This is a genomic window from Alicyclobacillus herbarius DSM 13609 (assembly GCF_000430585.1).
GTDB classification, from domain to species: domain Bacteria; phylum Bacillota; class Bacilli; order Alicyclobacillales; family Alicyclobacillaceae; genus Alicyclobacillus_G; species Alicyclobacillus_G herbarius.
On record NZ_AUMH01000010.1, the window covers coordinates 61,085 to 85,439 of the forward strand.

Sequence of the window (24,355 nt, forward strand, 5' to 3'; positions counted from 1 at the left end):
GTGTTAATCCAGCTGACCGGGCCGCTGGAAGCTGTGTTGTTTGCAGTGGGTAGTGACGGTCTAAGCACCGAAGAACTGGCGGATGTGCTCCAGCTCGGTGTTGAGGAGACACGCCAGCTGTGCCTCAGTCTACAGGCTGAGTACGACCAACGCGGTGGTGGGTTGGCTTTGGTGGAGTTCGCTGGTAGCTGGCAGTTGGTGACTCGGCCGGAGCATGCCGTCTATCTACGCCGGTTGGCCCATACACCGGTTGCCACACAGCTCAGTCATGCGGCCTTGGAGGTGTTGTCGATTGTCGCCTACCGACAACCCATTTCGCGCAGTGAGATCGAAGACATCCGAGGGGTAAAATCGGACCGTGCCATTGCAACGTTAGTCCATCGTCGGCTGATTGCAGAGGTGGGAAGACAGAATGCTCCTGGCCGGCCCATCCTCTATGGAACCACGGATACGTTTTTGCAGGCGTTTGGCCTGCGCAGTCTCGAAGACCTGCCGCCGCTGCCAGAACTCAACGAAATCCCCAGCGACCTGTCGCTGTTCGAGCGTCGCTCCAGCCTGCCCCGGGATTAGGCGCATGAGCTTCTGGATTCTGGCCATCCTAACCGGTGTCGATTTAGCTGTGCCCGATTTAGTTCAGCTCGCTTGGTATCGGGGTGGAAGGTTTGTGGATCCTGTGGCTGCTCTTGGTGCTCATACTTCTTCTTGTGTTTTGCCTGGCGCTCCCCGTTAGCCTACACATATCCATTGAGCCCACGAACACCTCGCGGGTCAATTTGGACATCATGCTGCAAACCCTGTTTGGACTCGTCCGCATCCGAAAGAAGATTCATAGCGTGCGAGCCGTCTTTGGCCCGCATGGACCTGCGGTCGCTGCCCACCATCAAACCTCAGGGCTCTCCGGTACCGAACCGACGCAAACGACTGATCTGACCGTGCATGAAGCCTTGGAGTTCATTCGTCATTGGCCCCAGTGGGTGGGGTATGTGCGTGACATGTTTTCCGTTTTGAAGCGTGTTTTTTGGCGGATTCGGATTACCGAACTGCGGCTGTGCATCGATTACGGAACGAAAGACGCGGGATTCACCGGTATCCTTTACGGCTTCGTGTGGTCCGGACTTGGACTGGTGTTGGCGTGGTTTGAGCGCACGTTCTCGATGCGAACGCGGCCGGCCGTCCGAGTCAATCCCAACTTTCACGAGCCGATGCTGGCCGTGGAAGGTTCCTGCATAATGCGGTTGCGCCTGGGTTACGCTATCCTCGCGATCATGGGGTTAGTCCGCGTCTGGCGAAGGAGGGCGAACGATGGAACACCCGATTCAAGGGCTCATGCAGACAGCCATGAGCAGCATCCGTGAAATGGTCGACGTGAACACCATCATTGGCGATCCGATTGAAGCCCCGGATGGTACGGTGATTCTACCGGTTTCCCGCGTGGGTTTCGGGTTTGCCGCAGGTGGTAGTGAATTCAGTGGAAAGGATAAGGACGGAGGCGGAAACGGCGGGGAGCACCCGTTTGGCGGCGGTTCTGGCGGCGGGGTTTCGATTACCCCCATCGGGTTTTTAATTGTTCATGGGGATCAGGTGCGGCTGTTGTCGGCGGATCATGAAAACCAGTTATACGACCGGCTGATGGACACGGCTCCCCAAGTCATCGATAAGATCCAAAGCCTGTTCCAAGGCGGGAAAGCCAAAGCCCCTGCACAAGGCGGGGAACAGCAAAAAAGGAATGAAGTTCAATAGGCGACCCTTAGCAACCCGTTTTGAAAAACGTTCCCCAGATACGGCTGGGATAGCGAGATACGAACGTAGGCGAACGTAAAGATCCCCGGGTCTCGAGGTTGTCCTAAACCATGGACAGCTGGCATACCCATAAACCAGTGACGGCCTGGGGGTGTGCCAGCTTTGATTGATCTCATTTGGCTCAGCCTGTTTCTCATTGGCATTGGCACAGCAATGTTTACGGGACACATGCAGCGAGTGACAGGCGCGATATTAGGAGGCGCCGAGCACGGGGTCGAGTTGAGTCTCGCTTTGATTGGGGTCATAACCCTTTGGTATGGCCTGATGAACATTGCGGAAAAGGCCGGGCTCATTGACATCCTCGCGCGCGCGCTGCGCCCTCTGGCGCGCTGGCTGTATCCTTCTGTACCGGCCAATCATCCCGCGATGGGAGCCATCTTGGCGAACATGAGTGCCAACATCCTGGGAATTGGCAACGCAGCCACGCCGCTCGGACTGCGGGCGATGCGGGAGCTGCAGACATTGAACGAGGACAAAGAGACGGCCAGTGATGCCATGTGCACTCTGTTGGCGGTGAATACGGCCAGCATTACGCTCATTCCCACCACCGTCATCGCAGTCCGGATGCAGTACGGATCGACCAATCCGACTTCCATTGTCGGGACCACCGTGATTGCCACCGCAATTGGAACGGTGGCCGCGATTCTCTTGGACAAATTTTTCCGAGCGATGGATAAGCGGCGGAGGGCCCGCTGATGCAGGCGGCGATTGCCACACTATCGAACTGGCTGCTGCCGCTCTTAGTTGCGGTGATTCTCGTGACCGGGTACATCCGCCGGGTTTCCTTATATCATTCGTTTGTGGATGGGGCCAAAGGCGGTTTTGGCACGGCCATTCGCTTGCTGCCGCACTTGGTGGCGATGATGGTGGCCGTAGAGGTTTTCCGGGCTTCCGGGGCGATGGATTTACTTGTGCAAGCCTTGACGCCCGTAGTCCGATTTCTCCACATTCCGCCTGAGGTTGTCCCAATTGGGTTGCTTCGTCCTATCAGCAGTTCCGCTTCGCTCGCGTTTATGACCAGCATCTTTCAGGACCCGAAGGCGGGACCGGATTCTTGGCTCGGGCAGTTGGCGTCGACCATGCAGGCGAGTTCCGATACGACACTCTATATTATTACGGTTTACTTTGGCAGCGTAGGCATTCGCAATTTTCGCTATGCCCTCAAAGTTGGACTCTTGGCCGATCTCGTCAGCGTGTTCGCCAGTGTCCTGGCCGTGACCATGCTGTTGGGGCCCATGCATTAACCCTCCGCTTTTTCCGGTTATCGATTCATGTCATAATAAATCAATCGTTGGCATCTGCATTTTATGCACGAAGAGGGGAACGGCTGATGGAGGAACGATTGCAAAAGATCTTGGCGGAGGCGGGTTTTGGTTCTCGCCGGAAATGCGAGGCGCTGATTGAAGAAGGCCGGGTCTATGTCGATGGGCGTCAAGCAAAACTGGGTGAGCGAGCGGACTTGAATAGGCAGACGATTGAAGTCGATGGGAAGCCCATCGCAAAGCAGCCGAAGGTATGCTGGATGCTCCATAAGCCCACCTCGTGTGTAACCACTTTGGCCGATCCGGAAGGTCGACGTACCGTGATGGAATTCCTCCCGGAGCTGCCCGTTCGCATTTATCCGGTGGGTCGGCTGGATTATGATACCAGTGGACTGCTTGTCTTGACGAATGACGGGGAACTGGCCAACCGTCTGATGCACCCGAAATACGAAATCGACAAAGTATACCGGGTTACAGTGATTGGGATGCCCGACGCGGCGGCCCTGCGCAAGCTGCGCGACGGAGTCGAACTGGAGGACGGTCGAACGGCCCCGGCACAAGTACTCGTGCTTCGCCACCATCCCAAAGAATCGGTGCTCGAACTGACGATTCATGAAGGCCGTAACCGCCAGGTGCGCCGTATGTTTGACGCATTGGGATTTCCGGTTAAGCGATTGAAACGTGTGCAGTACGGGCCCCTGCGCTTAACCGCGCTCGGACCGGGGAAGGCGCGCCCCTTGACCGCCGACGAGGCGAAGGCGTTGTATGCGAGTGTCGGACTGGAATACGTAGGCCCTGCGCTAGAGAAGAGGATGGGAACAGCGGTCAATGAGCGAATGACGGCGAATCGCCGTAATTTTCCCCGTCGAACGAAGTCCCTGCGGGTTGAGAGAGGATAATCGGACGAGGTAGAAAGCATTTTGCATAATCCTTGCTCTGTATGCAGAAAGTAGGAGCAAGGAGTGTGATCCCGATGAAAAAATTCCGTTTTGCGATGGCCACTGCGGCGTTTTGCCTATTATCCGCCACCGCATGTGGAACCCCGCCCGCAAATCGTGCCGCCAACAACGCGGGCAACCCCGCTGTTACTCCACGCAATGACGTCGTGGCTCCCGCCCGGCGTCCGACTGCCCCAGCGGCGAACGCGAATCTCGCCGTGGAGCAGGACATCGCCAACCGAGTTGTCGCCGTCACGCATGTTCGAAATGCCAACGTCTTGGTGGCTGGTCATACGGCTTACGTGGCGGTGGAACTCCGTCCAGGCGTACATACAGGACTGGCGGAACGAACAAAGGATCAGATCATCTCCGTGGTCAAAGATCGCCACCCACAGATTCGCACCGTCTATGTCTCAGCCAATCCGGACGTGTATCAGCAATTCCAGAAATTCGCCCGGGACATTCAGCAGGGTCAACCCGTCAGTGCCGTGTGGAATCAGTTCTCTGCTATGGTGCAACGAGTCTGGCCGAACGCCCGGTGAACACGCCCGAGGTGACGTTTACCGCTGGACATGGAACTCTGGGCGACGAGGCTTTACAGCCTTGTCGCTTTTTGCATCCAAGGGTCCGTACAACCTTTTGTGAGGATGTTGCCGAGGGGCGAACCAATTGTCATAATGAAAGGCAGCGGTGAACGAGGAGGGGTTTCGGATGGATCAGGAGCCTGCTCGGATTTTGGTGGTGGATGATGAAGAACGCATCCGCCGCTTGGTCCGGATGTACCTGGAGCGCAGCGGTTTCGCGGTGGATGAAGCCGCGGACGGCAAAACCGCGCTGCAGGCGGCCTTGAGCCAGCCCTATGCGCTCATCATCCTCGATTTGATGCTGCCTGAAATGGACGGTCGCGATGTATGTGCACAGATTCGTCAGCACGCACAGACTCCAATCATTATGTTGACGGCGGCAGGCGATGAGGTGAGCCGCATCCATGGGTTTGAGCTGGGGGCGGACGACTATGTCGTAAAGCCCTTCAGTCCGCGGGAATTGGTGATGCGCGTCAAAGCGCTGCTCAAACGGGTTGGTGAGAGCGATACAGCTCGGACCGAACTACAACCGGTTTTAACGTTTCCCAATTTAAATATTCACATTGAGGCTCGGCGGGTGGAGGTGGCGGGCAAAGAAGTTGCCTTGACGCCCAAAGAGTTTGATTTGCTGGTATACATGGCACAGCGGCCTGAAAAGGTGTTTAGCCGTGAGGAACTCCTGCGCGATGTGTGGAATTACCAGTTTTACGGCGACCAGCGTACAGTCGACACGCATGTCAAGCGGCTGCGTGAAAAGTTAGGACATGCATCCCAAGAAGTGAGCGGGTATATTGTGACCGTGTGGGGTGTCGGATACAAGTTTGAGGTTGGGAGCCATTGATACGCAACAGCATTGTCGCCAAACTGTGGCTGACCATCGTCGGGATGGTCGTGGTGGTTTTGGCGCTGTTGTCGATTTTGTTGCAGCAGTTTTTTGACAACTATGTCTATCGTCAACAGGCAAGACAGTTGTCGCGACTCGCACAAAGTGTGCAAGTCTCCATTAACAACACGAGAAATCCGACGGCGGCCCTGCAGGTCGCACAACAGATGGCGTATGTTCAGCAGGCGGATATCCACGTTACCTTGAGTTTCGATTTGACGTCGAATCCGAGTCTTGCGTCCGCCTATCAGCGTTTCACGCCGGAGCAGCGGAACACCTTCCTCAGCGGCAAGCCAGTGGTCATTTCCGGGGAATCAAACGGGATCGACATGGTGTCGGTGTACCTGCGTCTGAATTCCAAGGACCATCCCGGCATGCTGGAGGTTTGGCAAAACATCCGTGCCTTGGATGAGCCCATTTCCTTGATGCGCAATCTCATCATTTTCGCGATGGTCTTAGGGATCTTGCTGACAACCGGCTTGGCGTTTGTCGTCTCCAAAAACCTGTCGCGTCCATTGCTGCAGATGAATGAAGCCGCAGAACAGATGGTTCAGGGTAACTTCCACGGAAAAATCGACGTGGTTACGAACGACGAGGTAGGGCGCCTAGGCCGGACATTCAATGTCATGGCGGACGAACTCAAACAAACGATTGCGGCCTTATCTTTTGAGAAGGAACAGCTCAGCAACATTCTCGCATCCTTGCATGACGGCGTGGTCGCGGCAGACTTGGACGGCCACATCACCTTAGCCAATCCACCGGCGCGGCGGCGCCTTCAGTCCACCTCGTTGGCGACAACCGGTGTTCCCGACTCCACCCGTCTTCCGGTGGACCTGCAGCGACAGATGGAGGCGGTCATCGACGCTCGCAAACCTGTGACTCGAGAATGGTCCTGGCAAGCCCGCGACATTTTAGTCACCATGACCCCGTTGTATCAGTCGGATGGGCAAACCCTCAGGGGCGTAGTCGCGGTTCTTCGTGATATCAGTGAAGAGCGACGTCTTGACCGCCTGCGCAAGGACTTTCTCGCCAACGTCTCGCACGAACTTCGCACGCCGTTAAGTATGATGCAGGGGTACGCAGAGGCGCTTTTAGATGAATTCGGGGATGATCCGGAACAACGCCGGGAGCTAACGGGGATTATTCACGATGAGGCGTTACGGATGAAGCGCCTCGTCAATGACCTGTTGGATCTCGCTCAACTGGAGTCCGGGCAGTTCCAAATGACGTTCAAGAAGGTCAACATCACCGAAGTGGTTCGCCGAGTCGTACGCAAATTCCAAACCCTAGCTGGGGAGCGGGGCATCCACCTGGACGGACAATTTGCGCCTGAGGCCGTCTGCGTGCGCGGGGATGAGGACAGACTGGAGCAGGTATTTACGAATTTGGTGGATAACGCTTTGCGCCACACCGATAAGGGCGGGGAGGTCCGTCTGACTGTTCGTGAGAGCGCCGGGTATGCACAAATTGAAGTCCGGGACACGGGCAGCGGTATCCCAGAGGAAGACATCCCTTACATCTGGGAACGATTTTACAAGGCCGACAAAGCCCGCACCCGAGGTCGCTCGGGAACAGGGCTTGGCCTCGCCATCACCCGCCATATCGTGGAGGCACATGACGGCGACATCGTCGTGAACAGTCAGCTCGGTAAAGGAACCACTTTCACGGTCTCGATTCCGTTGGTGGAAAATTGACATGGAGGGAGCGCTTTGGCCTGGGTATATTACATGAAGATGTTCGATACCCGATTCCAGGCAGATTGTCTGGTGGCTCGCATACGCAACGCCGAAGGAGTTCTGCAAAAGGTGCCTCAATATGTTGGTGTATTTCGGACTTCAGGCGGGAAATATGGAATCAAAATTTTGTGGTGACACAGGCGCCGGTACCGGCGCCTGTGAAATTCGGCAGAGTTTTTATGTGGCTGATGCCGCTTGTCCGGAAATCTTCTCCCTATGCGAGGCATCACCCATAGGTTTCCCATCACACTTCTGAATGCATCTGCCGACGTTCGACAAGGAGTTCGACAACAAGCGACAAAAACTCTGTGTCCTCCTTCGGAAGCGTACTCAATCGATGCGCCATCTCTAAATACGGAGTCGAGGCTTCATTCAAGACAAAGTTCTGCAGGTACGAAGGCAGTTCATCCGGAGAGTTCTTCATCTTTGGAGGTCGTAGTTCCCGACGTGGATCGCACAGCGCGGGCAAGGATACACCTAAAGCATTGGCCAAACGCAGCGCGTAGTCCAGAGAAGGGAATCGTTTCCCGCGTTCGATGGAAGAAATATGTGGCGTTGAGATTCCGGAACGAAGTGACAACTCCTGCTGAGACCATCCACGCTCTTGACGAAGCCTACGAATCCGGGCGCCAAACGATGAATCCAAAGCTCATTTCCTCCTTGTGCAGAATTTTACTTACGTCTATTACACTAGCGCTGAACTTTTGAATTGTAAATAGTTAACGTCGAATATTGTTATCTTTTTGTAGACATCGAAGGTCGATTTTTCGAACTTAGTCCGGTATCGATGCGTGAGGCGGGCTTTATGAGGATGTGCTTCATTCATAGGCCACCCAAATTCGGGCATCCTGCAACATGGGGGATATCCGATGGACCCACGGACCTTAAGTATGCGTTTCAAGACGGATGATGCTTTGGTTATCCGGCACCTGTTGCAGCGGACTTCGTTTCCCGTGGCCATTACTGGGGCTGGAATCAGTCTCGCTAGCGGGGTTCCCTTGCTGGACGAGGTTGTGGCAGGGGTTCGGTTGAAAGACTTTTTTCGTCCAGATCTATTGGCTGAGCAGCCCGCGCGGTTTTATGAAGCCTATCGGCGGATTCTCAAGTGGTGGCGGACAGCTCGGCCCAACGCCGCCCACATTGCATTGGCAGCGGCCGGGCTTGACGTGATTACGCAAAACATTGATGGGTTACACCGTGATGCGGGGACCCTGAATTTGATTGAACTACACGGAAATCTGCGTGAGCTGTATTGTCCGGGTTGTCTTCACATTTTTCAGAGTCAGCTGGTCTGGAAAGCGTCGATTCCGCACTGTCCGTTCTGTGGCGTGGTGCTGCGCCCTGGAATCAGTTTGGAAGGAGAACCTATCCGTCATTTCAGTCGCGCTGTCGATTGGCTGGGCAGGGCCGACTTTGTGATGATTGTGGGAACGAAACTGGAAATGGACCCTGTGCGGCAATTACCGCAGATTGCCGAGAAAAGGGGAGTCGAAGTGATTTCCATCAATCGAGACGCAGAGTGGGTGCTTCCCTTGTTAACAAGGCGAACCTGACGGCCAGATACGAAATCACCACCCGGCACCCGGGCCTGTTGCCGAGTGGTGACCCATACAAGAACTCACAAACGGTTGTGTCCAGTCGACTACCACCTATGCTCTGGCCCCGAAGTGACAAACGCTAGGGCCACAAAGGCACCCGACATTGCCAGGAAGATGGTCGCTAAGGTGGCTGCGTGCTGAGAGAAAAAGAGTGCCGTAAGCGCGAAAAAGACGCACATAATGGCGATTCCAAGGTAATACTTAAACACGTCCGGCCATCCTTTCTCCATTGTTTGAATTTATCATAGCATTCAGTTCTCAGCAGTGTAAACCAGAGCCGTCTCTTGGGAAGGCCCGGCCGGATGACCACATAACGAACGGCTCAGGCAGATGGCAATGATACGGGGTTTGTCGGAGCCGTTTTCAGTGCGCTATGATAACATACGAGTCGCGAGGAAGGGGGACTGGCTGTGTTAAAACATGGCTTTGTCAGCGACGCGAGCCGCAAGGCGAAAGCCAGCCGTCACGTCTATGAGTACTTGAAACGTAAGGTGGCGCGCCAAGACTGGATTGAAAGTGTGCAATGGGAGAACATCGAAGGGGTTGAGGGGATTCCTGTCCCGGAAAAAGAACGCTTCCGGGTCATCAATCTTCGATTGCATGACGAGCACCTGAGTCCATACTTCAAGACGGACATGAACCTGTTTCAGATGTTAATGTTGGATGATTCAGTGTCAATTCAACTTTTTCGTGCCCGTAAAGGGTGGTTGTACGTCTTCGAAGGGATTCCAGCGGGACCGAAGCCGTTTGGCAAGGATGGTTATGACACTCGTTGAAGGGACCAACGGTTCATTTGCCGGATGCGGCGCAGGGACCATTCCAAAAGGACGATTAAGTAGATAGCCAGGAGCAAGTCGGGAAGGACACCACCAGCCAAGGCAAAGGTATCGTAGATGCCGTGGGCGATAGCCGGAATGATGTAGGCCCAACCGCGACTGCGCTGGCCCCAGATGGATTCTGCGAAGGATGCCCCCATCAGGATGCCGAACATCATATGAGCTGGCACCGCCGTGACGGATCGGAGAATGACCGTTGCAAAGCCGGAACTTGTCACGTAGAGGATGGTTTCTACAGCGGCAAACCCGAGTGCCACGGCACCGCTGTAGACAATGGAATCGATGGGGCTTTTCACGAGTCCCTTCTCAATCGCCCCGCGTTCGACAATGCTGGCCTTCAAAAACTCTTCTACCATTCCCGCGATGAAAAAGGCGGTCATGAGGACGGCGGGTAAGCCGCCGATTTGGCTCTGCGTCCAGTTCGACATCAATAGCCGTTCGATTAACCCTGCTGGCAAGACAATGGCAGCCCCACGCAGGAATAGTCGGTATACAGCCCGTTTAGGCTCCGGATGCAGTTTGTCCCGCGTGTACAGCCAAACCATAAACAAGGTCACTGGAATCATGGCCAAAACGGCATACAACATGAATATCCCCCCAAATCCCCCATTCGCCACCTAGGGTGCCCGGTTCGTCCGAGATCATGTCCAGAAAGGACGGCCGAGGTCGGATTGGTTTCTCGGCGGGAAGCATGGTACAGTGGAATAAGACTGATTCTGAGGTGAAACGGATGTCGATGGTAGAAGGATTTCTGCGGGAGCTGACGCACCGGGTGGCCAATCCGGTCGCATACCGTTTGCATACCGATACGGCGTCGTTGCCTTTGAACGCGGCTATCGGCAGCCGGATTCAAATCCATTTCTTGGAGCAGAAACGGTGTATCCACTGCGGACGGATCGTCAAAAAGCTCTATCAAAACGGGTACTGCTTTCCGTGTGTGCGTACACTGGCCGAATGCGACCTATGCATCGTGAAGCCGCATGAATGTCACTATCATCAGGGAACGTGCCGTAATCCAAACTGGGGCGAAGCCCATTGCATGATTCCCCACTATGTCTATCTGGCGGTCAGTAGCGGGGTGAAGGTTGGACTGACACGGAAAGGGCGCGAGTTCACCCGGTGGGTAGATCAAGGAGCGGTCAAGGCGATGCTGTTTGCCGAAGTGCCCACGCGAAAACAAGCGGGCGAGCTCGAAATGGAGCTTGCAAAACGGATACCCGATAAGACGAATTGGCGGAAAATGCTCGCCGATGACATTGAGGATGCGGATTTGGAAGCGCTGCGAAACGAGTTAATGCCCGCTGTGGAGGCGGATTGGCGTCCGTTTTTGGTGTCCGACGCGACGGTACACTATTTTTCCTATCCACGTATGGAAAAAGCGCAGGTAGACCTGACAACGCTCGCGTTAGATCGTCAACCGCACATTGAGGCCGAGTTAATCGGCGTAAAAGGCCAGTACTTGTTGCTCTCCAATGGCGTCTTTCCCGTCAAGCGACACGCCGGATACAAGGTTCAGATTTCCGTATTGTAAAGCTCAAGGTGCTCCTGAATGCGTGTTTTCACCTCTTCCAGCAGGGTCGGCACGTCCTTTGCCGAGACAATTTCAGCGTTAAAGAACACGTACGGACGCTCTGCGCACAGGTCGCATTCGCTTAAACAACTGGTTTCCAAGACGGAAACACCCGGGAATGCTTCTTCCAGTTGAAACAGTTCGGGTACGCAGGCCGGATTTGCATCGCAGACTTCAATCAGAATGAAGCCACCGATGGACACTTCTAGTCCCCCCTCCATATACCCGAAGCCGCCTCCTGGGTGGATTGTATCCGCCGGGCGGACGCATGCACCCCGACTCGGGTGTGGCATTGGTTTTCCCCCTTGCGGGCAATCTAGGTTCGGAAAAGGAGGCAGCCTAGATGTCCTGGATTTACGAAGCCCGTCTTTATGATTCCAAAGCCGTCGCTTCGTACGTTGCGATGTGCGTCCGCGACGACCGTCTGTTGCAGGGTTTGAAACCAGCCAAAGTCCAAGTGTTTCGAACGCGCAAAGGAAATTACGGGATTCGCTATCGGCACAGCACATGCCCATAGGATTCTACAACATCGTCGCGACCGAGTCCATCGAGCCCGTCAACCTATCACGTTGCTTACGGTTCCGCACCCTTTGCGTTACAATTGGGAAGGAAGACAGCGTTCCGAACCCCGGAGTCAATTGCGTCACGTCTTGAACCGTCCTGGAAAACGCGGTGTGGGAAGGGGAGCAACGATGAAGGCCTCGGTCAGCATCAAATGGTGTAAAAAGAATCTCGAGCGCTTCAGTCAACCGGTGTACGACCTCCTGCAAGAGCAGCATCCGGATGTCGAAATGGCTTGCAGTGATTGTTTAGATATGTGCGGTCTGTGTACCGACGTCCCGTTTGCCATACGCAACACCGGCGTGGTGGCGGCGCGGGATGCCCGTGGACTGTACGAGAAATTAGAACGGGGTACGAGTGTCTTGACTACCCCTCCGTTGCCAGGAACGTATCGGGCCGTGATGGCTGCCCAGGATGCCACCGAATAGGCGGGCGTGGATTCAAGGGGTATCACCTCACTGATTGATATCGGGCGGAATAAGATCCATCAACAGCGGATCTGAACCCTCGAATCAGAGGTGAATCCCTTGAAAGGTCGACATAAGCGCGCAGCCGCGAAGAAGAAACAGCAAAGCGGCATCGGATTACCCAACTTTGTCCCGATTGTTGAGCGCTACAAGCAGGCGGTGGTGGGCATTGAAGTCATTCACGACCCGTCTCAGAACCGCTTATTTTCGATTGTCGCACCTTGGGATCACGGCGGCCCCAGCTACCGCAGTGTGAATATTGGCACAGGGTTTATTTTTGATCCCAGGGGTTACATCTTGACCAACGAACACGTCATACACGGAGCAAGTCAGGTACTGCTACGGTTTTACGGCCGCAAACGCCCGGTGCGCGCCTCAATTGTGGGCACGGATTATGTTCATGACATCGCCATTCTCAAAACGAACTTGGATCCCCCCAAGCTGATTTTGCGGATCGCCAGGCCGGAGGACATCTGTGTCGGGGAGTGGGTGGTTGCCATCGGTTCTCCGCTCGGTCTCGATCATTCGGTGACTGCGGGCATCATCAGTTCCAAAGACAGGCCCCTGCAGATTGGCGACAGGGAATACCCAAAACTGATTCAAACGGATGCCGCCATCAATCGCGGCAACAGCGGCGGTCCGTTGATTAACATGCGCGGTCAGGTCATCGGCATGAACACCGCAGTCAGCCAAAGCTCGCAAGGCATCGGTTTTGCCATTTCGGCGGAGGTGCTGCGGGAATGTATTAAAAAAATTCTCTGACGTATCCGCCCACAACCATGAGGGCGGATTTGTACATAATCTGCCGAAACGGAGCGTAAGCATCATCAAGAACAAGTCTGCGCTATGGATATGGTCAGGGGGGAACTGTTCGTGTCGATCCGCTCGGCTTTCATGGCCGGATCGTCCTTGGCGGCGGTCTCGCTCTTCGTGGCCGCGGAACAGAACGCGCACGCGCCGGTCAAAGTTCAATCCGCCCGACACTCGGCTACCGATTTTCGGAGTGCTTCTCAGGTGGGGAAGATTCCCGTGGAGTACCTGCGCCAAAGGTTGCGGCTGCGCGAGGTCTCGTTCTCTGTGACAAAGAATCGGTTCGCACCCTCGTGGAGAAGGCCGCGTACTCTAAACGTACAGGTTTTGGGTCGGGAAGACGCGGCATCGATGCTCGCCATTGCCCGACGTTCGCTGCATGAAAGGGAACAACGGAGAAAACCACGACAACCTGTGATAGGGTCACCGCATCTAGCCAGCCGCGGCGGGCGACCACCGACGGCAACGACCAAGACTCCGGTCCGATCCGGGTCGCAAGAACCAGCATCGACCGTGGTCGGTGGAGCACCGCAAACGGGAACGAGCATCGCTCGAATGGCTCTGAGTTTTGTCGGCTACCCATATGTGTATGGCGCACAAGGCCCGAACGCGTTTGATTGTTCCGGTTTTGCGGAATACGTATATGCGAAATGCGGGATTGCCATACCTCGTACCTCCTTCCAGCAATTCGATTGCGGCCGCAGCGTCTCGCGCGCAGAGCTCGAACCTGGGGACCTGGTGTTTTTTTCGACCACGGGAGCGGGACCCACGCATGTGGCCGTCTATGTCGGAAATGGACTGATGGTGCAAGCACTGAATGCCCAGGTGGGTGTGGTGGTCAGTCACCTCGATGCGCCCTACTATGCAGAACGGTACCTGGGAGCAAGACGACCGTGGCACGCCTAAGGTCATTTGACTTCATGTCTACGACATGTCAACATATCCGGTAGGCGTAATATGGGCTGCAAGTAGCGGGTTACGCCAGGGCTGGAGGTGTAAGAAGTGGCAACTGAGCGGAACGGCGTAGCGCAATATTCTTCCGACGAACTCAAGCAGATCTTGAAAGAAGGTACCGTTCAAGTCATTGATGTACGGACACCGGAAGAGTATGCGTCTGGGCACATTCCAGGCATTCCACTGCGTCCCATGGAAGCCGTCGCGAAATGGATAGAGGACCTTAACCCGAACGAATCGTACGTTTTTGTCTGCCGCAGCGGCAATCGGTCGCAGCGGGTGGCCGAATTTTTAAAGGCCAACGGATTCAAGCGGATCGGAAATTTCGATGGCGGCATGCTCGCCTGGGACGGCGATATCAAGACGGGCTCGAATCCGTAATCGACTGCAGGACGCGTTTGAGGAAGAACATTTGTCGCGGGTTGGTCTCGTATAAGCAATGCAGGATGTCTGGCGTGCTGCTGGCGTCCACCCAGCCGTGGCGCGCCATATCCGCAGTAACGTCCTCTAGGCGATAATCGGCCCCCCGATGATGGATTCCATCTTCCAACTCCTTCCACGAATAACGTTGAAGTGTTGCTCGGTATCGATTGTGTTCAGAACTGGAAGAATATACCTTAAAGTGTTTGTTTTCCAGTAGGATGACCACGCCGGCGGGTGAAAATACGAAGTCTCCAGGCTCTTCCACGGACAAAATGTAGATTTTGTCAATCCGAGTTTCCATCTTGTACAGCCCCTCCTCTCCACACCTTAACAGGCGTTGGCCTTCGAGGCAACTCGAACACGCCGTGGACGGGAAAAGCCACAAATCGCCCATTCGTGGTCAAGCCCGGCTCCATACGCAATAGAAGGCGGTAGATGGAGGTGGGTATATGGACTACCAAGACGTGTTGGCGGTTCTCGGGACAGGAAGTGCACATCCGGGCGGGTTCCGGACGACTCTTGAATGGTTAAGAAGCATCCCTTTAGATTCGTCGTCGCGTGTCCTCGAAGTCGGATGCGGTACGGGCCGGACACTGGTTTACGCGCAACAGCAGTACGGATGTTACGCGGTCGGAGTCGATGTTCGTCGCGAGATGGTGAACAAGGCCAAGAGGCGTGCGGCCTTGACCGGGGCCAAGGTGGAGTTTATCCAAGCGTCCGCAGAGGACTTGCCGTTCCCGGACGCAAGCTTTGACGTCCTATGGATGGAATCGGTCAACGTGTTTGTCGAGGATGTCGCCAGAGCCTTCTCGGAGTATGCACGTGTGCTGCGAGACGGGGGGCAAATTCTCGACGTCGAAATGATGCTATTCGGTCCAGTGACCGAGGCTTGGCGCCGTTCCGCCGAACGAGTTTACGGTGCCCGCCGGGTTCCCGATCTGACTGCGTGGAAAAAACTGTTCGCCGATCACGGTTTTACAGAGGTCAAGACCCTGATGTCCCGACCGGTACGCCCCGAGGATGCGTTTGAGCCAGACCCTATCGAGGAAACCCTTAATCTAACGAGTGCAAACGCGTTCAAAAATCCTGACGTCATACGCGTTTTAACGGAAAATGCGGAGTGGATGCAGGCCAATCACCGCTCACTGGCCTATGTGGTCCTGACGGGGTGGAAACAGCAGACCGGGGATAGCGGGCAGACGAGCAGGGTAGGGTAAGAAAAAACCTCCGTGGAGGATGGTCCAAATGGGTTCTGAGCAACAAGAGCGGTTTGCGCAGATGCACCAGTTGTGGTCAGCCGCCCATGCGGCATTGACCGATATGCACGAGATTTTGGATGAAGACTTGCGTACGATTGATCACGATTCCTCTCGTCAAGCGGCGGCCCTGCAACGGGTGCAAGAACGCGCCGGCACCGCCGTCCAGGCCCTGCAGCAAGTGTTCGAGCTGGCTCGTCACGCACGGTCCTATCAGGCGCAGCGGCATCAAGAACATACTGGAAATGTTCCACATTAAAGGCGGCTTAACGAAGCGTGGCCGGGTCCTGAGATAGCGGCGGATTCGGCCGCTTCCTCGATACGTTGAAAGTGTTTAGAGCGGGAGTAAGCGCGGTTGGAATTGCAGGTAATCGGCGCTCACCAGGAGGTAGGAAACGCCATCCTTTTCACCTTCAAACCGGTACCGGTGGGCAGAATGATGAAGATGCCCGTAGATGCAAAGCTGAACCCCGAATTCGCTGAGCAGCGACGTGAACCGTGTATCTTCCCCAAGATGACTCAGCGGCGGATAATGGAGCATGCATACAATTGGCAGCTCGAAGTCGGCGGCGGCGCGTAGAGAGAGACGCAGACGCTCTTGCTCACGCCGATAGAGCGCCTCGTCCCTATCTGGTTGAAACTGCGGGTGGGACGGCAGCAGCCAGCCGCGAGTTCCGCAAAACGCGTATCCGCCCAAAGCCACCGCATCGTTCTGAATGGCTTGAACATGATCTGGCAAACTGCGGCGGACTCGGCTGATACTGCTCCACCAGTAGTCGTGATTCCCGCGAACCAACAGTTTCGTCCCGGGTAGAGTGCCAATCCATTGTAGATCCGGAAGGGCCTCCTCCAGCGTCAATGCCCACGAGATGTCTCCCGGCACAAGGACCACATCGTCGTCAGACACAGACTGGGTCCAAGCGGTCTGAATGCGTTCCTGGTGGTTGTGCCACAGCTTGCCGAATTTGTCCATCGGCTTGTCAACCGCGTTGGCCAGATGCAGATCAGCCAGCGCAAAAAACTTCATCAGCGTCCAGTCCTTTCTGTGTTCCATCATAGCAAGCCGCCTTTTCCCCAGCAAACCAATGGCGGGTCGAAATTGCGGACAAGCAAAACAGCTTTGCGAAGGACATACAATTCCTCCTTGACATCATGGCAGACAGCCCGGATTTCTGAGAGACTCGGTCCTAAAAGCGAAGGCACAGAGAAGGTGAAAGTGGAGGATGACACGCTGGACGGATGAACAGGCGCGCGTGGTTTACGGGGCATGCGCCAACCGGGTCATCTTCGCGGCGCCCGGTAGTGGCAAGACGGCAGTTTTGACAGGACACATTCAGCACCTGTTACGGACAGGTTCCCTGCGTGGACGAAACGTGACTGTCATGACATTCACGCGGCAAGCAGCGGCTGAGCTGTACCGACGGGTAGCTGCCGAGCGCCGAATCGTCAAAGAGGAGTTGGAAGCGGTTCGGATGGGGACCTTTCATTCACAGGTGTTTCACGCCCTTTTGGAGTGTCGATATGAGGTTCGGGTCCCCTTGCATGCCTCAGAACAAACTCGTTTGATGCGTACCGCCCTGGAGATGTGTGGGATGACGCCAACGCCGTGGCAGGTGCGGCAGGCACTCGCGTATGTGACTCGGTACAAGTCAGAGTGGCCGCCCGCGGAACCGCCGCGGAGGTGGAAACGAGTCTTAGCGGCCTACGAATCGTTGAAACGACGGCATAATCGCTGCGATTTGGACGACCTTTTACTTGCCATGTGCGACTTGTTGGACAAGCACACAGACGGGCCGCAGATGCCCTGGCTTCGTCACCAGAAGTACATCCTGGTCGATGAATTTCAGGATACCAACGCGGTCCAATGGTTTATTCTTTTCCGGATGTCGAAGCTAAGCGGCGCGAAGGTCTGCGTGGTCGGAGACGATGATCAAGCGATTTACGGATTTCGCGGCGCGAGTCCTCAGTGGCTGTTGAGGTTTTCCTCCCACATGCCAGGCACTGAGCAGGCGCTCCTTTCACGAAATTTCCGCTCAACAACGTGTATCGTCACCCATGCTCGAAAGTTAATTGAACATAATCGCCAGCGCATGGACAAGCCGATGGTAGCGGTTCACAACGAGCCAGGGATATGTCAAGGCCTCCTTTGGCCGGACGAGGAGACGCAGGCGGAGGCCGTCTGCCGTCTGCTCAGGGCTGGCGGCGGATCGAGCACTGCGGTTTTGGCCCGTACACGGCAGCAACTGGTACGGGTGGTCCGTAGATTGTCCCCCTTGCCGCAGAGGGTCGAGTTTCATACCCTCCACGAGGCCAAGGGGCGAGAGTGGGACGTGGTCCATATTATCGGCGCGGTAACCAACAACCCGTACTTCCCCGTCAACCTATCCGAGTCGGACCGAGAAATGCCCGATGCGCAAGGCTCCGAGGAAGAACGCCGGTTGTTTTACGTAGGGATGACGCGGGCCAGGCATGTGTTGTACATTCATGTGCCAGAACGCTGCCAGCATGAAACCGTGCGTCCCCTCCCGTACATTCAAGAGTCCGGCCTGTTGCTTTGCCGAGGGATGTGATATAATAAAACATGCTGACGGTATACATGAGCAAAGAAGCTATCCATGCGGGTGTGGCGGAATTGGCAGACGCACCAGATTTAGGTTCTGGCGGGCAACCGTGGGGGTTCGAGTCCCTTCACCCGCACCAATTTGGGACAGGACGGTTTCAGTTGCCGTCCTTTTGTCATATCTCGCCTAAATCCGGTGCGCGATTTGGTATATATTGAGTGCATCCGCATGGTATCATAGAAAAAAGTCGTTGGGGGTGACCAGCATGCCCGTTACCATATATGATGTTGCACGCGAAGCGAAAGTGTCCATGGCCACCGTTTCTCGAGTCCTCAACGGAACGGCGGTCGTCAAGGAAGAAACGAAAAAACGTGTGCTGGACGCCATCGCCGCGTTAGGATATCGGCCGAATGCTGTAGCTCGAGGACTGGCTAGTAAGAAGACACAAACCATTGGCGTTATCGTTCCTGATGTGTCGGCAGCTTTCGTCGCGGAAGTTGTCCGAGGGATTGAGGATATTGCAGCCATGTACGCATACCAAATCATCTTGACCAACTCGGATTCGCAACTGGAACGCGAAATCGACTTGGTTGGGACGATGTGGGAGAAACAGGTTGACGGGATCATCTATATGACAGACAAGCTGCGCAAAGAACACATCAGTGCCTTTGAACAGGCGCAAATCCCTGTCGTCTTGTGCGCGACAGAGGACCCAGAGCGCCGGATTCCTTCGGTCAATATTGACAATCGCCAGGCGGGTGCGGACGCCGGCCAGTATCTGATGCAGCGCGGGTGCAAGCATATCGCGTTTGTGACCGTGGAAGAAGGTCGATCGGTCCTGGCGGATCGGCGCGGGAGAGGGCTGCAGGCCAGCTTGAACGGCCAACCGTTGATTCGCATTGAAACCCGTGACGGCCGTTATGAAAGTGCCTTGCCACGGATTCAAGAGTGCCTCAAGGAACACGAAATTGATGGGATTGTGGCGGCGTCCGATGAACTTGGGCTGGCGTCGATTCATGCTGCGCAAGACCTGGGCCGTTCCATTCCGCAGGACCTCAAAGTCATTGCGTTTGATAACACGCGGTTGGCGGAGATGGTGCGTCCGAAGATGTCAGTCATTGCTCAACCTATGTATGACTTTGGAGCGGTCTCGATGCGCTTGTTGACCAAATTTCTGCGTGACGAGCCTGTAGAAAATTATACGGTGATTTTACAGCATAACATCGTTGAACGTCTTTCTACCTAATTGTGGAATGGGTTTTCTTGTCCGACACCGCGGCGACTGCGGAGGAGGCACACAGTTCAAATGATCCGCGAGTTTGTTGAACAGCACAGACAAGAAATGATTGATTCCTTGCAGGGCTTGCTGCGGATTCCAAGCGTCGAGGGACCGTCAAAGCCAGGTCAGCCTTTCGGAGAGGAACCCGCGCAGGCTTTGGGTTACGTGCTTGATTACGCGGCAAAGCGCGGCTTTTCGGTCGCCAATCTAGATGGGTATGCCGGACATGTGGAGTACGGATTGGGCGAGGATTATGTGGCTGTGCTCTCCCATTTGGATGTAGTACCGGTGGGCCCGGGTTGGAGCCATCCACCTTTTGGGGCGGAGATTCATGATGGGCGCATCTATGCCCGTGGCGCTATCGACGATAAGGGTCCGGCTTGGAGCACCGTGTGGGCGCTCATCGCCTTAAAAGAACTCGGTTTGACAACAAGGCGCAAGGTCCGTCTGATTTTCGGACTTGATGAGGAGAGCGGCTGGAAATGCATGCGCCATTATTTTTCGGTCGAGCCTCTACCCCTAGGTGGGTTTACGCCGGATGCCGATTTTCCGTTAATCCATGCGGAAAAAGGTGTGGCTACACTCTGCCTGGAAATGACGGCTGACAAAGACTCCATGGCCCCGTGCGTGATTCATTTCCGAGCCGGAGACAGACCGAATATGGTGCCGGATAAGGCGGACATCGAGATTGACTGTCACTCGGAGACGGCCGCACAAGAGTGGGAACAGCACTTGCATAAAGAGGCGCGTCAACATCACATTGATGTCGCGGTCAAACGTGACGCATCTAAGCTGCGAGTGACGGTTCGCGGCGTGTCCGCACACGGCAGTACGCCGGATGAAGGCGTAAACGCGATTGTTCAACTGGCGACGCTCTTGAGCAATCGCAATATCGCGAACGCATCTATGTGGCACGTGATTGCGGCTCAGGACACGCGCGGAAAGAGTCTTGGCATCGATACAGCAGACGAAGTCACTGGGCCTTTGACCAGCAACTTGGGCTGCGCGGAGTTGACCGACGGTCGCTATCGCTTCTGGTTCAATATCCGTTATCCAGCTGGTCAAGATGGTGAAGGATTGCTGGAGAAGTGTCGAGAATATGTATCGGATAGGTGGTCGGTACATCTGGAGGGCGATATGGCGCCCCATTATGTGCCATTGGACAGCCCGGTGGTGCAGGTGTTACAACGGGTATATGAGGAACATACGGGAATGAAAGCGACCCCGTTGGCCATTGGCGGAGCGACGTATGCACGGGTCATCCCAAACGCGGTTGCTTTTGGTCCCTTATTTCCAGGGCAGCCTGACCTGGCGCACCGTCGGGATGAATACTGGAGCATCAACGATTTTCTTCGGTGTGTCGAGATATACGCGCATGCCATTTATGAATTGGCGAATACGCTGTAACAACTCCAGTCGCCAGATCAAGGCGCTTTGTTGCACGGATCGTGGCGCGGGCCGTCTGGGTAGACAAAGGAGGGAGAACTCAATGCGAGTGGAGCGGATTGCCAAAGATAAGGTACGCATCTTTGTCAGCTACGACGACCTTGAAGAACGCGGCATCGATCGCGATGAAATTTGGAAGAACGGCCGCAAGGTTCAAGAACTTTTTTGGGATATTATGGAGACCGCCTACACAGAAGTCGGATTTGAGATTGCTGGCCCCATCGCGGTTGAAGCGTTCACGATGCCGACAGAGGGTGTGGTCGTGATTGTCACCCGCGTGCCCAGCCTGCCAGCGCCGGATGAGGACGAAGATGAGGAAATGGATGTGGAATTGACTCCTGACGTGTTTTCGTCCTTTGCATTTCGGTTTGAAGACTTTGAGGAAGTGGTTCGGGCCGCACATGCCATCTGGCCGAACTACGATGTAGGCGGCACCCTTTACGAATATAAAGGAAAATATCATTTATATTTTGATGAGGAACGACTGGCTGAAGAGGACTATGACCCATTGTGGGCACTCTTGAATGAGTTTGGTGAGTTTTCGGATACCACATACGCCGTTTTGGAAGAATACGGAAAATGCATCCTGCGCGATAACGCCGTGGCAGATTTGGTGCGTATGTTTCCGCTGTAATCATGATTCTCGAGAACCTCTTGATCAAGGCATGAACTGCGGGCCAGCTGGCCCGCTTTTCTTTCTGACCTCCTTATACCGCGAAGCGTCGCTCCTGAGGTTCTCTTCTGTGCTCTTTATCGTATACCAACTTCATTGTATACTGTTGACGGTTTGATGAATGACGAGTTCGCTGATGTTTAAAGGGGTATGATGATGCAAGCGCAGACCGACGCAAGCTCGTCCAGGGCGGCGGACATGGATAACTTGGATGTCTATGCAAATACGCAAGAAGTGATTGAGGAAGCCCTCACTTATCTAGGGTACGACCGACAGATGCTTGATTTGCTGAAGGAGCCGATTCGGGTATTAACCGTCCGGTTCCCGGTTCGTATGGACGACGGCAGCGTACGGGTGTTCACGGGGTATCGGGCGCAACACAATGACGCTATCGGCCCGACCAAAGGCGGAATTCGACTGCATCCCGATGTCACGGAGGAAGACGTCAAGGCGCTTTCGATTTGGATGTCAGTCAAGTGCGGGATTGCCGGACTGCCGTACGGTGGCGGCAAAGGGGCCATTGTATGCGACCCGCGCGAAATGTCCTTTGCTGAGATTGAACGCCTGAGTCGCGCTTACGTGCGGGCCATTAGTCAAATTGTAGGACCTGCCAAGGACATTCCGGCTCCCGATGTTTTCAGCAATTCGCAAAATATGGCTTGGATGTTGGATGAGTATTCGAGTATCCGCGAATTCGATTCACCAGGATTTATCACGGGGAAACCGTTGGTGCTAGGGGGAAGCCGCGGACGCGAACGCGCGACAGCACGGGGTGTCGCCATCTGTATTTCTGAAGCGGCCCGTGTCCGACGGATAAAGCTTGAGGATGCACGGATTATTATCCAAGGTTTTGGCAATGCCGGGAGTTATCTGGCCAAATTGATGCATGACCTAGGCGCTAAAGTTGTCGGGATTTCAGACGCTTATGGCGCCCTGTATGATGAGGCCGGTTTGGATATCGACGACTTGCTCGACCGTCGGGATTCTTTTGGAACAGTAACCAAAGCGTTCAAGAACACGATTACTAACCGTGAGCTCCTGGAATCCGACTGCGATATCCTGGTTCCAGCGGCGATTGAAAACCAGATTACCGCCGAAAACGCGGAGCGGATTCGGGCTGCGATTGTGGTTGAAGCCGCGAATGGACCGACGACGTCTCGGGCGACCCAGATCCTCGCGGACAAAGGCGTATTGGTTGTACCGGATGTCTTGGCTAACGCCGGTGGGGTCGTCGTTTCTTATTTCGAGTGGGTGCAAAACAACCAAGGGCTGTATTGGGCTGAACAAGAGGTGGAAACGCGACTGGAGACCGTAATGCGGACAAGCTTTAAAACCGTCTATGAAACGGCTGAGCGCTACGGAATTCATATGCGCTTGGCGGCCTATATCGTCGGCGTGAAGCGCCTGGCTGAGGCGGTTCGCTGGCGGGGATGGGTCTAATCGATACGGCGGTTTAACCTGCGCGGCTGGCTTTCTCTTGTAGAGTAAAAGCTGCGCAGGAGGAAATTCAAGAGGAACGACGAATGAAATAGCGTGCGCTGGAAAGTTTATCACCAGACGGCGCCGACCATAATGGAATGTATTCGCCCACGTACGATAGGGGGTACAAAATATGCGGTCGGAAACACTCGTCTCCGAAGGGGTGCAAGACGACGTGGCGCTGACGAATCAACGGGTCAAAGTGCACATTCGTTGTCGAAAGTGCGGTGAAACGTTTATTTTACGTGGGGTTCGAGACGCGAAAGGGCGCATCGAAACCGGGTTTAAACGTTGTTTATGTGACAACGAAGATGATTTTGATATTGAACCGTTGAATTAAGTTCCGAAAGGAAATTCGTATACGTCCTGCCCGTTCTTTCGGGTTCATAAATATGCCTGCCGTGACGGCAGGCATATTTATTTTGCCGTTTTGGGACAATATCCCCGAGCAGAACATCGAAGACAGGGGGATTACTGGCGGTGTTAAACAAGCTCAGATGGATAGGCCTCATTGGGGCGGCGCTACTCTCCTTTTGCCTTCAGCCGGCAGCGAGTATGTCTTTGCAGGTGGAGGCGTTTACCGCCCGTAACTTGCAATACGGAAGTCAAGGTTATGATGTCGATGAACTGCAGAACCGGCTTAAATTTCTTGGCTTTTACCACGGCAAGGTCGATGGAATCTTTGGATGGGATACCTACTGGGCGGTCCGTGATTTTCAATACCGCTTTGGTATGAAACCTACCGGTTTCGTCGACATGCATACCAAAATCATGCTGGTCAAGGCGACAAAGAATTGGCACTACCGCGGACCCCTTCCTCACCAACGCCGTCCGGCAGCGGCAGCCGGTACCGGCAATCAACTTCCTACGGCCGTTGGTGGACTGTCACAATCGGACATCAACTTACTCGCACACCTGGTGTATGGTGAAGCCCGCGGAGAGCCGTTCGAAGGGCAGGTGGCGGTAGCTGCGGTAGTCCTAAATCGCGTGCAAAGCGATAAGTTCCCGAACAGTGTGGCGGGTGTCATCTTCCATCCTGGAGCGTTTACGTGTGTCTCGGACGGCCAGTTTAATTTGCAGCCGGATAAGGAAGCTTACCAAGCCGCCCTGGATGCTGCACACGGGTGGGATCCGTCCCACGGCGCGTTGTACTACTACAATCCGAAGAAGACACAAAACCCATTTATGGTTCGGCGTCCAAAAATCGTCACGATTGGGGACCACATCTTTACGCGTTAG

Annotated in this window: 32 protein-coding genes and 1 tRNA gene; 27 read left to right on the forward strand and 6 right to left on the reverse strand. The window is 54.9% G+C overall.

What is annotated here, in order from left to right; genetic code table 11:
• The 9 genes from scpB (at position 1) to H522_RS0108315 (ending at position 7,161) form a co-directional block, all read left to right on the forward strand.
• Positions 1 to 570 carry an SMC-Scp complex subunit ScpB gene (gene scpB, locus H522_RS0108275; RefSeq protein ID WP_051344072.1) on the forward strand — a complete coding sequence of 190 codons (570 nt, stop codon included), beginning with the start codon at positions 1 to 3 and terminating at the stop codon, positions 568 to 570.
• A 92-nt stretch (positions 571 to 662) separates the two neighbouring features.
• Complete coding sequence (locus H522_RS0108280; protein WP_026961955.1) at positions 663 to 1,355, forward strand: DUF2953 domain-containing protein; 693 nt, start codon at positions 663 to 665, stop codon at positions 1,353 to 1,355.
• The gene (gene ytfJ / locus H522_RS18405; RefSeq protein ID WP_035453143.1) at positions 1,303 to 1,740 is read left to right on the forward strand and encodes a GerW family sporulation protein; all 438 of its coding nucleotides are present in this window, start codon (positions 1,303 to 1,305) and stop codon (positions 1,738 to 1,740) included. The genes H522_RS0108280 and ytfJ overlap by 53 nt, the downstream gene beginning before the upstream one ends.
• Positions 1,741 to 1,902: 162 nt before the next feature.
• Positions 1,903 to 2,496 (forward strand): nucleoside recognition domain-containing protein, encoded by a 594-nt coding sequence (locus H522_RS0108290; protein ID WP_026961956.1) that lies wholly within the window; start codon positions 1,903 to 1,905, stop codon positions 2,494 to 2,496.
• The gene (locus H522_RS0108295) at positions 2,496 to 3,044 is read left to right on the forward strand and encodes a spore maturation protein (protein ID WP_026961957.1); all 549 of its coding nucleotides are present in this window, start codon (positions 2,496 to 2,498) and stop codon (positions 3,042 to 3,044) included. The genes H522_RS0108290 and H522_RS0108295 overlap by 1 nt, the downstream gene beginning before the upstream one ends.
• Before the next feature lie 86 nt (positions 3,045 to 3,130).
• Positions 3,131 to 3,961: a pseudouridine synthase gene (locus H522_RS18410; RefSeq protein WP_081411989.1), complete on the forward strand. Its 831-nt coding sequence runs from the start codon at positions 3,131 to 3,133 to the stop codon at positions 3,959 to 3,961.
• A gap of 74 nt (positions 3,962 to 4,035) precedes the next feature.
• A complete protein-coding gene (locus H522_RS18415) occupies positions 4,036 to 4,542 on the forward strand; it encodes a YhcN/YlaJ family sporulation lipoprotein (protein ID WP_051344073.1) in 507 nt (168 codons plus the stop codon).
• Between the two features lie 169 nt (positions 4,543 to 4,711).
• Positions 4,712 to 5,425, forward strand: coding sequence for a response regulator transcription factor (locus tag H522_RS0108310; RefSeq protein WP_026961958.1), 714 nt, complete (start codon positions 4,712 to 4,714; stop codon positions 5,423 to 5,425).
• Positions 5,422 to 7,161, forward strand: coding sequence for a HAMP domain-containing sensor histidine kinase (locus H522_RS0108315; RefSeq protein ID WP_026961959.1), 1,740 nt, complete (start codon positions 5,422 to 5,424; stop codon positions 7,159 to 7,161). The genes H522_RS0108310 and H522_RS0108315 overlap by 4 nt, the downstream gene beginning before the upstream one ends.
• A 286-nt stretch (positions 7,162 to 7,447) precedes the next feature.
• On the opposite strand, the gene H522_RS20475 is transcribed toward H522_RS0108315, so the two are convergent.
• A complete protein-coding gene (locus tag H522_RS20475; RefSeq protein WP_051344074.1) occupies positions 7,448 to 7,849 on the reverse strand; it encodes a helix-turn-helix transcriptional regulator in 402 nt (133 codons plus the stop codon).
• 223 nt (positions 7,850 to 8,072) lie between these two features.
• Between H522_RS20475 and H522_RS18425 the strand changes: the two genes are divergently transcribed.
• Entirely contained in the window at positions 8,073 to 8,756 is a 684-nt protein-coding gene (locus tag H522_RS18425; protein ID WP_155836286.1) for an SIR2 family NAD-dependent protein deacylase, read from the forward strand.
• A gap of 89 nt (positions 8,757 to 8,845) precedes the next feature.
• On the opposite strand, the gene H522_RS21855 is transcribed toward H522_RS18425, so the two are convergent.
• Positions 8,846 to 9,010, reverse strand: a complete 165-nt coding sequence (locus tag H522_RS21855) for a hypothetical protein (protein ID WP_169726627.1) — start codon at positions 9,008 to 9,010, stop codon at positions 8,846 to 8,848.
• Positions 9,011 to 9,211: 201 nt separating this feature from the next.
• Here H522_RS21855 and H522_RS0108340 point away from each other — a divergent pair, with 201 nt between their 5' ends.
• Positions 9,212 to 9,577, forward strand: a complete 366-nt coding sequence (locus H522_RS0108340) for a hypothetical protein (RefSeq protein ID WP_051344075.1) — start codon at positions 9,212 to 9,214, stop codon at positions 9,575 to 9,577.
• Here the strand turns inward: H522_RS0108340 and H522_RS0108345 are convergent.
• Positions 9,562 to 10,224: a PrsW family intramembrane metalloprotease gene (locus tag H522_RS0108345; RefSeq protein ID WP_245578056.1), complete on the reverse strand. Its 663-nt coding sequence runs from the start codon at positions 10,222 to 10,224 to the stop codon at positions 9,562 to 9,564. The genes H522_RS0108340 and H522_RS0108345 overlap by 16 nt on opposite strands.
• 143 nt (positions 10,225 to 10,367) lie before the next feature.
• Between H522_RS0108345 and H522_RS0108350 the strand changes: the two genes are divergently transcribed.
• Positions 10,368 to 11,168, forward strand: a complete 801-nt coding sequence (locus tag H522_RS0108350) for a DUF2797 domain-containing protein (protein ID WP_245578057.1) — start codon at positions 10,368 to 10,370, stop codon at positions 11,166 to 11,168.
• Here the strand turns inward: H522_RS0108350 and H522_RS0108355 are convergent.
• Positions 11,150 to 11,500, reverse strand: coding sequence for a YuzB family protein (locus H522_RS0108355; protein WP_081411991.1), 351 nt, complete (start codon positions 11,498 to 11,500; stop codon positions 11,150 to 11,152). The genes H522_RS0108350 and H522_RS0108355 overlap by 19 nt on opposite strands.
• Positions 11,501 to 11,550: 50 nt before the next feature.
• Here H522_RS0108355 and H522_RS21860 point away from each other — a divergent pair, with 50 nt between their 5' ends.
• From H522_RS21860 to H522_RS0108380, 5 genes are all read left to right on the forward strand, one after another.
• Positions 11,551 to 11,724 carry a hypothetical protein gene (locus H522_RS21860; RefSeq protein WP_169726628.1) on the forward strand — a complete coding sequence of 58 codons (174 nt, stop codon included), beginning with the start codon at positions 11,551 to 11,553 and terminating at the stop codon, positions 11,722 to 11,724.
• A gap of 175 nt (positions 11,725 to 11,899) precedes the next feature.
• Entirely contained in the window at positions 11,900 to 12,196 is a 297-nt protein-coding gene (locus tag H522_RS18430; RefSeq protein WP_035453148.1) for a DUF1450 domain-containing protein, read from the forward strand.
• Between the two features lie 99 nt (positions 12,197 to 12,295).
• On the forward strand, positions 12,296 to 12,997 hold the full coding sequence (locus H522_RS18435) for a S1C family serine protease (RefSeq protein WP_051344076.1): 702 nt from the start codon (positions 12,296 to 12,298) through the stop codon (positions 12,995 to 12,997).
• A gap of 111 nt (positions 12,998 to 13,108) precedes the next feature.
• The gene (locus tag H522_RS20480) at positions 13,109 to 13,951 is read left to right on the forward strand and encodes a C40 family peptidase (protein ID WP_051344077.1); all 843 of its coding nucleotides are present in this window, start codon (positions 13,109 to 13,111) and stop codon (positions 13,949 to 13,951) included.
• Positions 13,952 to 14,047: 96 nt separating this feature from the next.
• Positions 14,048 to 14,380 carry a rhodanese-like domain-containing protein gene (locus tag H522_RS0108380; RefSeq protein ID WP_026961964.1) on the forward strand — a complete coding sequence of 111 codons (333 nt, stop codon included), beginning with the start codon at positions 14,048 to 14,050 and terminating at the stop codon, positions 14,378 to 14,380.
• Here the strand turns inward: H522_RS0108380 and H522_RS0108385 are convergent.
• Positions 14,358 to 14,723 (reverse strand): hypothetical protein, encoded by a 366-nt coding sequence (locus H522_RS0108385; protein ID WP_026961965.1) that lies wholly within the window; start codon positions 14,721 to 14,723, stop codon positions 14,358 to 14,360. The genes H522_RS0108380 and H522_RS0108385 overlap by 23 nt on opposite strands.
• Positions 14,724 to 14,871: 148 nt before the next feature.
• Here H522_RS0108385 and H522_RS20485 point away from each other — a divergent pair, with 148 nt between their 5' ends.
• Positions 14,872 to 15,639 carry a class I SAM-dependent methyltransferase gene (locus H522_RS20485; protein ID WP_051344078.1) on the forward strand — a complete coding sequence of 256 codons (768 nt, stop codon included), beginning with the start codon at positions 14,872 to 14,874 and terminating at the stop codon, positions 15,637 to 15,639.
• Between the two features lie 28 nt (positions 15,640 to 15,667).
• Positions 15,668 to 15,937 carry a hypothetical protein gene (locus tag H522_RS0108395; protein ID WP_026961966.1) on the forward strand — a complete coding sequence of 90 codons (270 nt, stop codon included), beginning with the start codon at positions 15,668 to 15,670 and terminating at the stop codon, positions 15,935 to 15,937.
• 75 nt (positions 15,938 to 16,012) lie between these two features.
• Here H522_RS0108395 and H522_RS0108400 read toward each other — a convergent pair whose 3' ends face one another.
• The gene (locus H522_RS0108400; protein WP_245578058.1) at positions 16,013 to 16,732 is read right to left on the reverse strand and encodes a metallophosphoesterase; all 720 of its coding nucleotides are present in this window, start codon (positions 16,730 to 16,732) and stop codon (positions 16,013 to 16,015) included.
• A 169-nt stretch (positions 16,733 to 16,901) separates the two neighbouring features.
• Between H522_RS0108400 and H522_RS0108405 the strand changes: the two genes are divergently transcribed.
• The 8 genes from H522_RS0108405 (at position 16,902) to sleB (ending at position 24,355) form a co-directional block, all read left to right on the forward strand.
• Positions 16,902 to 18,248 carry an ATP-dependent helicase gene (locus H522_RS0108405; protein WP_026961968.1) on the forward strand — a complete coding sequence of 449 codons (1,347 nt, stop codon included), beginning with the start codon at positions 16,902 to 16,904 and terminating at the stop codon, positions 18,246 to 18,248.
• 47 nt (positions 18,249 to 18,295) lie between these two features.
• Positions 18,296 to 18,378: transfer RNA gene (locus tag H522_RS0108410), tRNA-Leu, on the forward strand.
• Positions 18,379 to 18,504: 126 nt separating this feature from the next.
• Complete coding sequence (locus H522_RS0108415) at positions 18,505 to 19,485, forward strand: substrate-binding domain-containing protein (protein ID WP_026961969.1); 981 nt, start codon at positions 18,505 to 18,507, stop codon at positions 19,483 to 19,485.
• 60 nt (positions 19,486 to 19,545) lie between these two features.
• A complete protein-coding gene (gene pepV, locus H522_RS0108420) occupies positions 19,546 to 20,925 on the forward strand; it encodes a dipeptidase PepV (protein WP_026961970.1) in 1,380 nt (459 codons plus the stop codon).
• A gap of 82 nt (positions 20,926 to 21,007) precedes the next feature.
• Positions 21,008 to 21,598: an adaptor protein MecA gene (locus H522_RS0108425; RefSeq protein WP_026961971.1), complete on the forward strand. Its 591-nt coding sequence runs from the start codon at positions 21,008 to 21,010 to the stop codon at positions 21,596 to 21,598.
• A 237-nt stretch (positions 21,599 to 21,835) separates the two neighbouring features.
• Entirely contained in the window at positions 21,836 to 23,077 is a 1,242-nt protein-coding gene (locus H522_RS0108430) for a Glu/Leu/Phe/Val family dehydrogenase (protein WP_026961972.1), read from the forward strand.
• 172 nt (positions 23,078 to 23,249) lie between these two features.
• Positions 23,250 to 23,456: a hypothetical protein gene (locus H522_RS0108435; RefSeq protein ID WP_026961973.1), complete on the forward strand. Its 207-nt coding sequence runs from the start codon at positions 23,250 to 23,252 to the stop codon at positions 23,454 to 23,456.
• 140 nt (positions 23,457 to 23,596) lie between these two features.
• Complete coding sequence (gene sleB / locus H522_RS0108440; protein ID WP_245578059.1) at positions 23,597 to 24,355, forward strand: spore cortex-lytic enzyme; 759 nt, start codon at positions 23,597 to 23,599, stop codon at positions 24,353 to 24,355.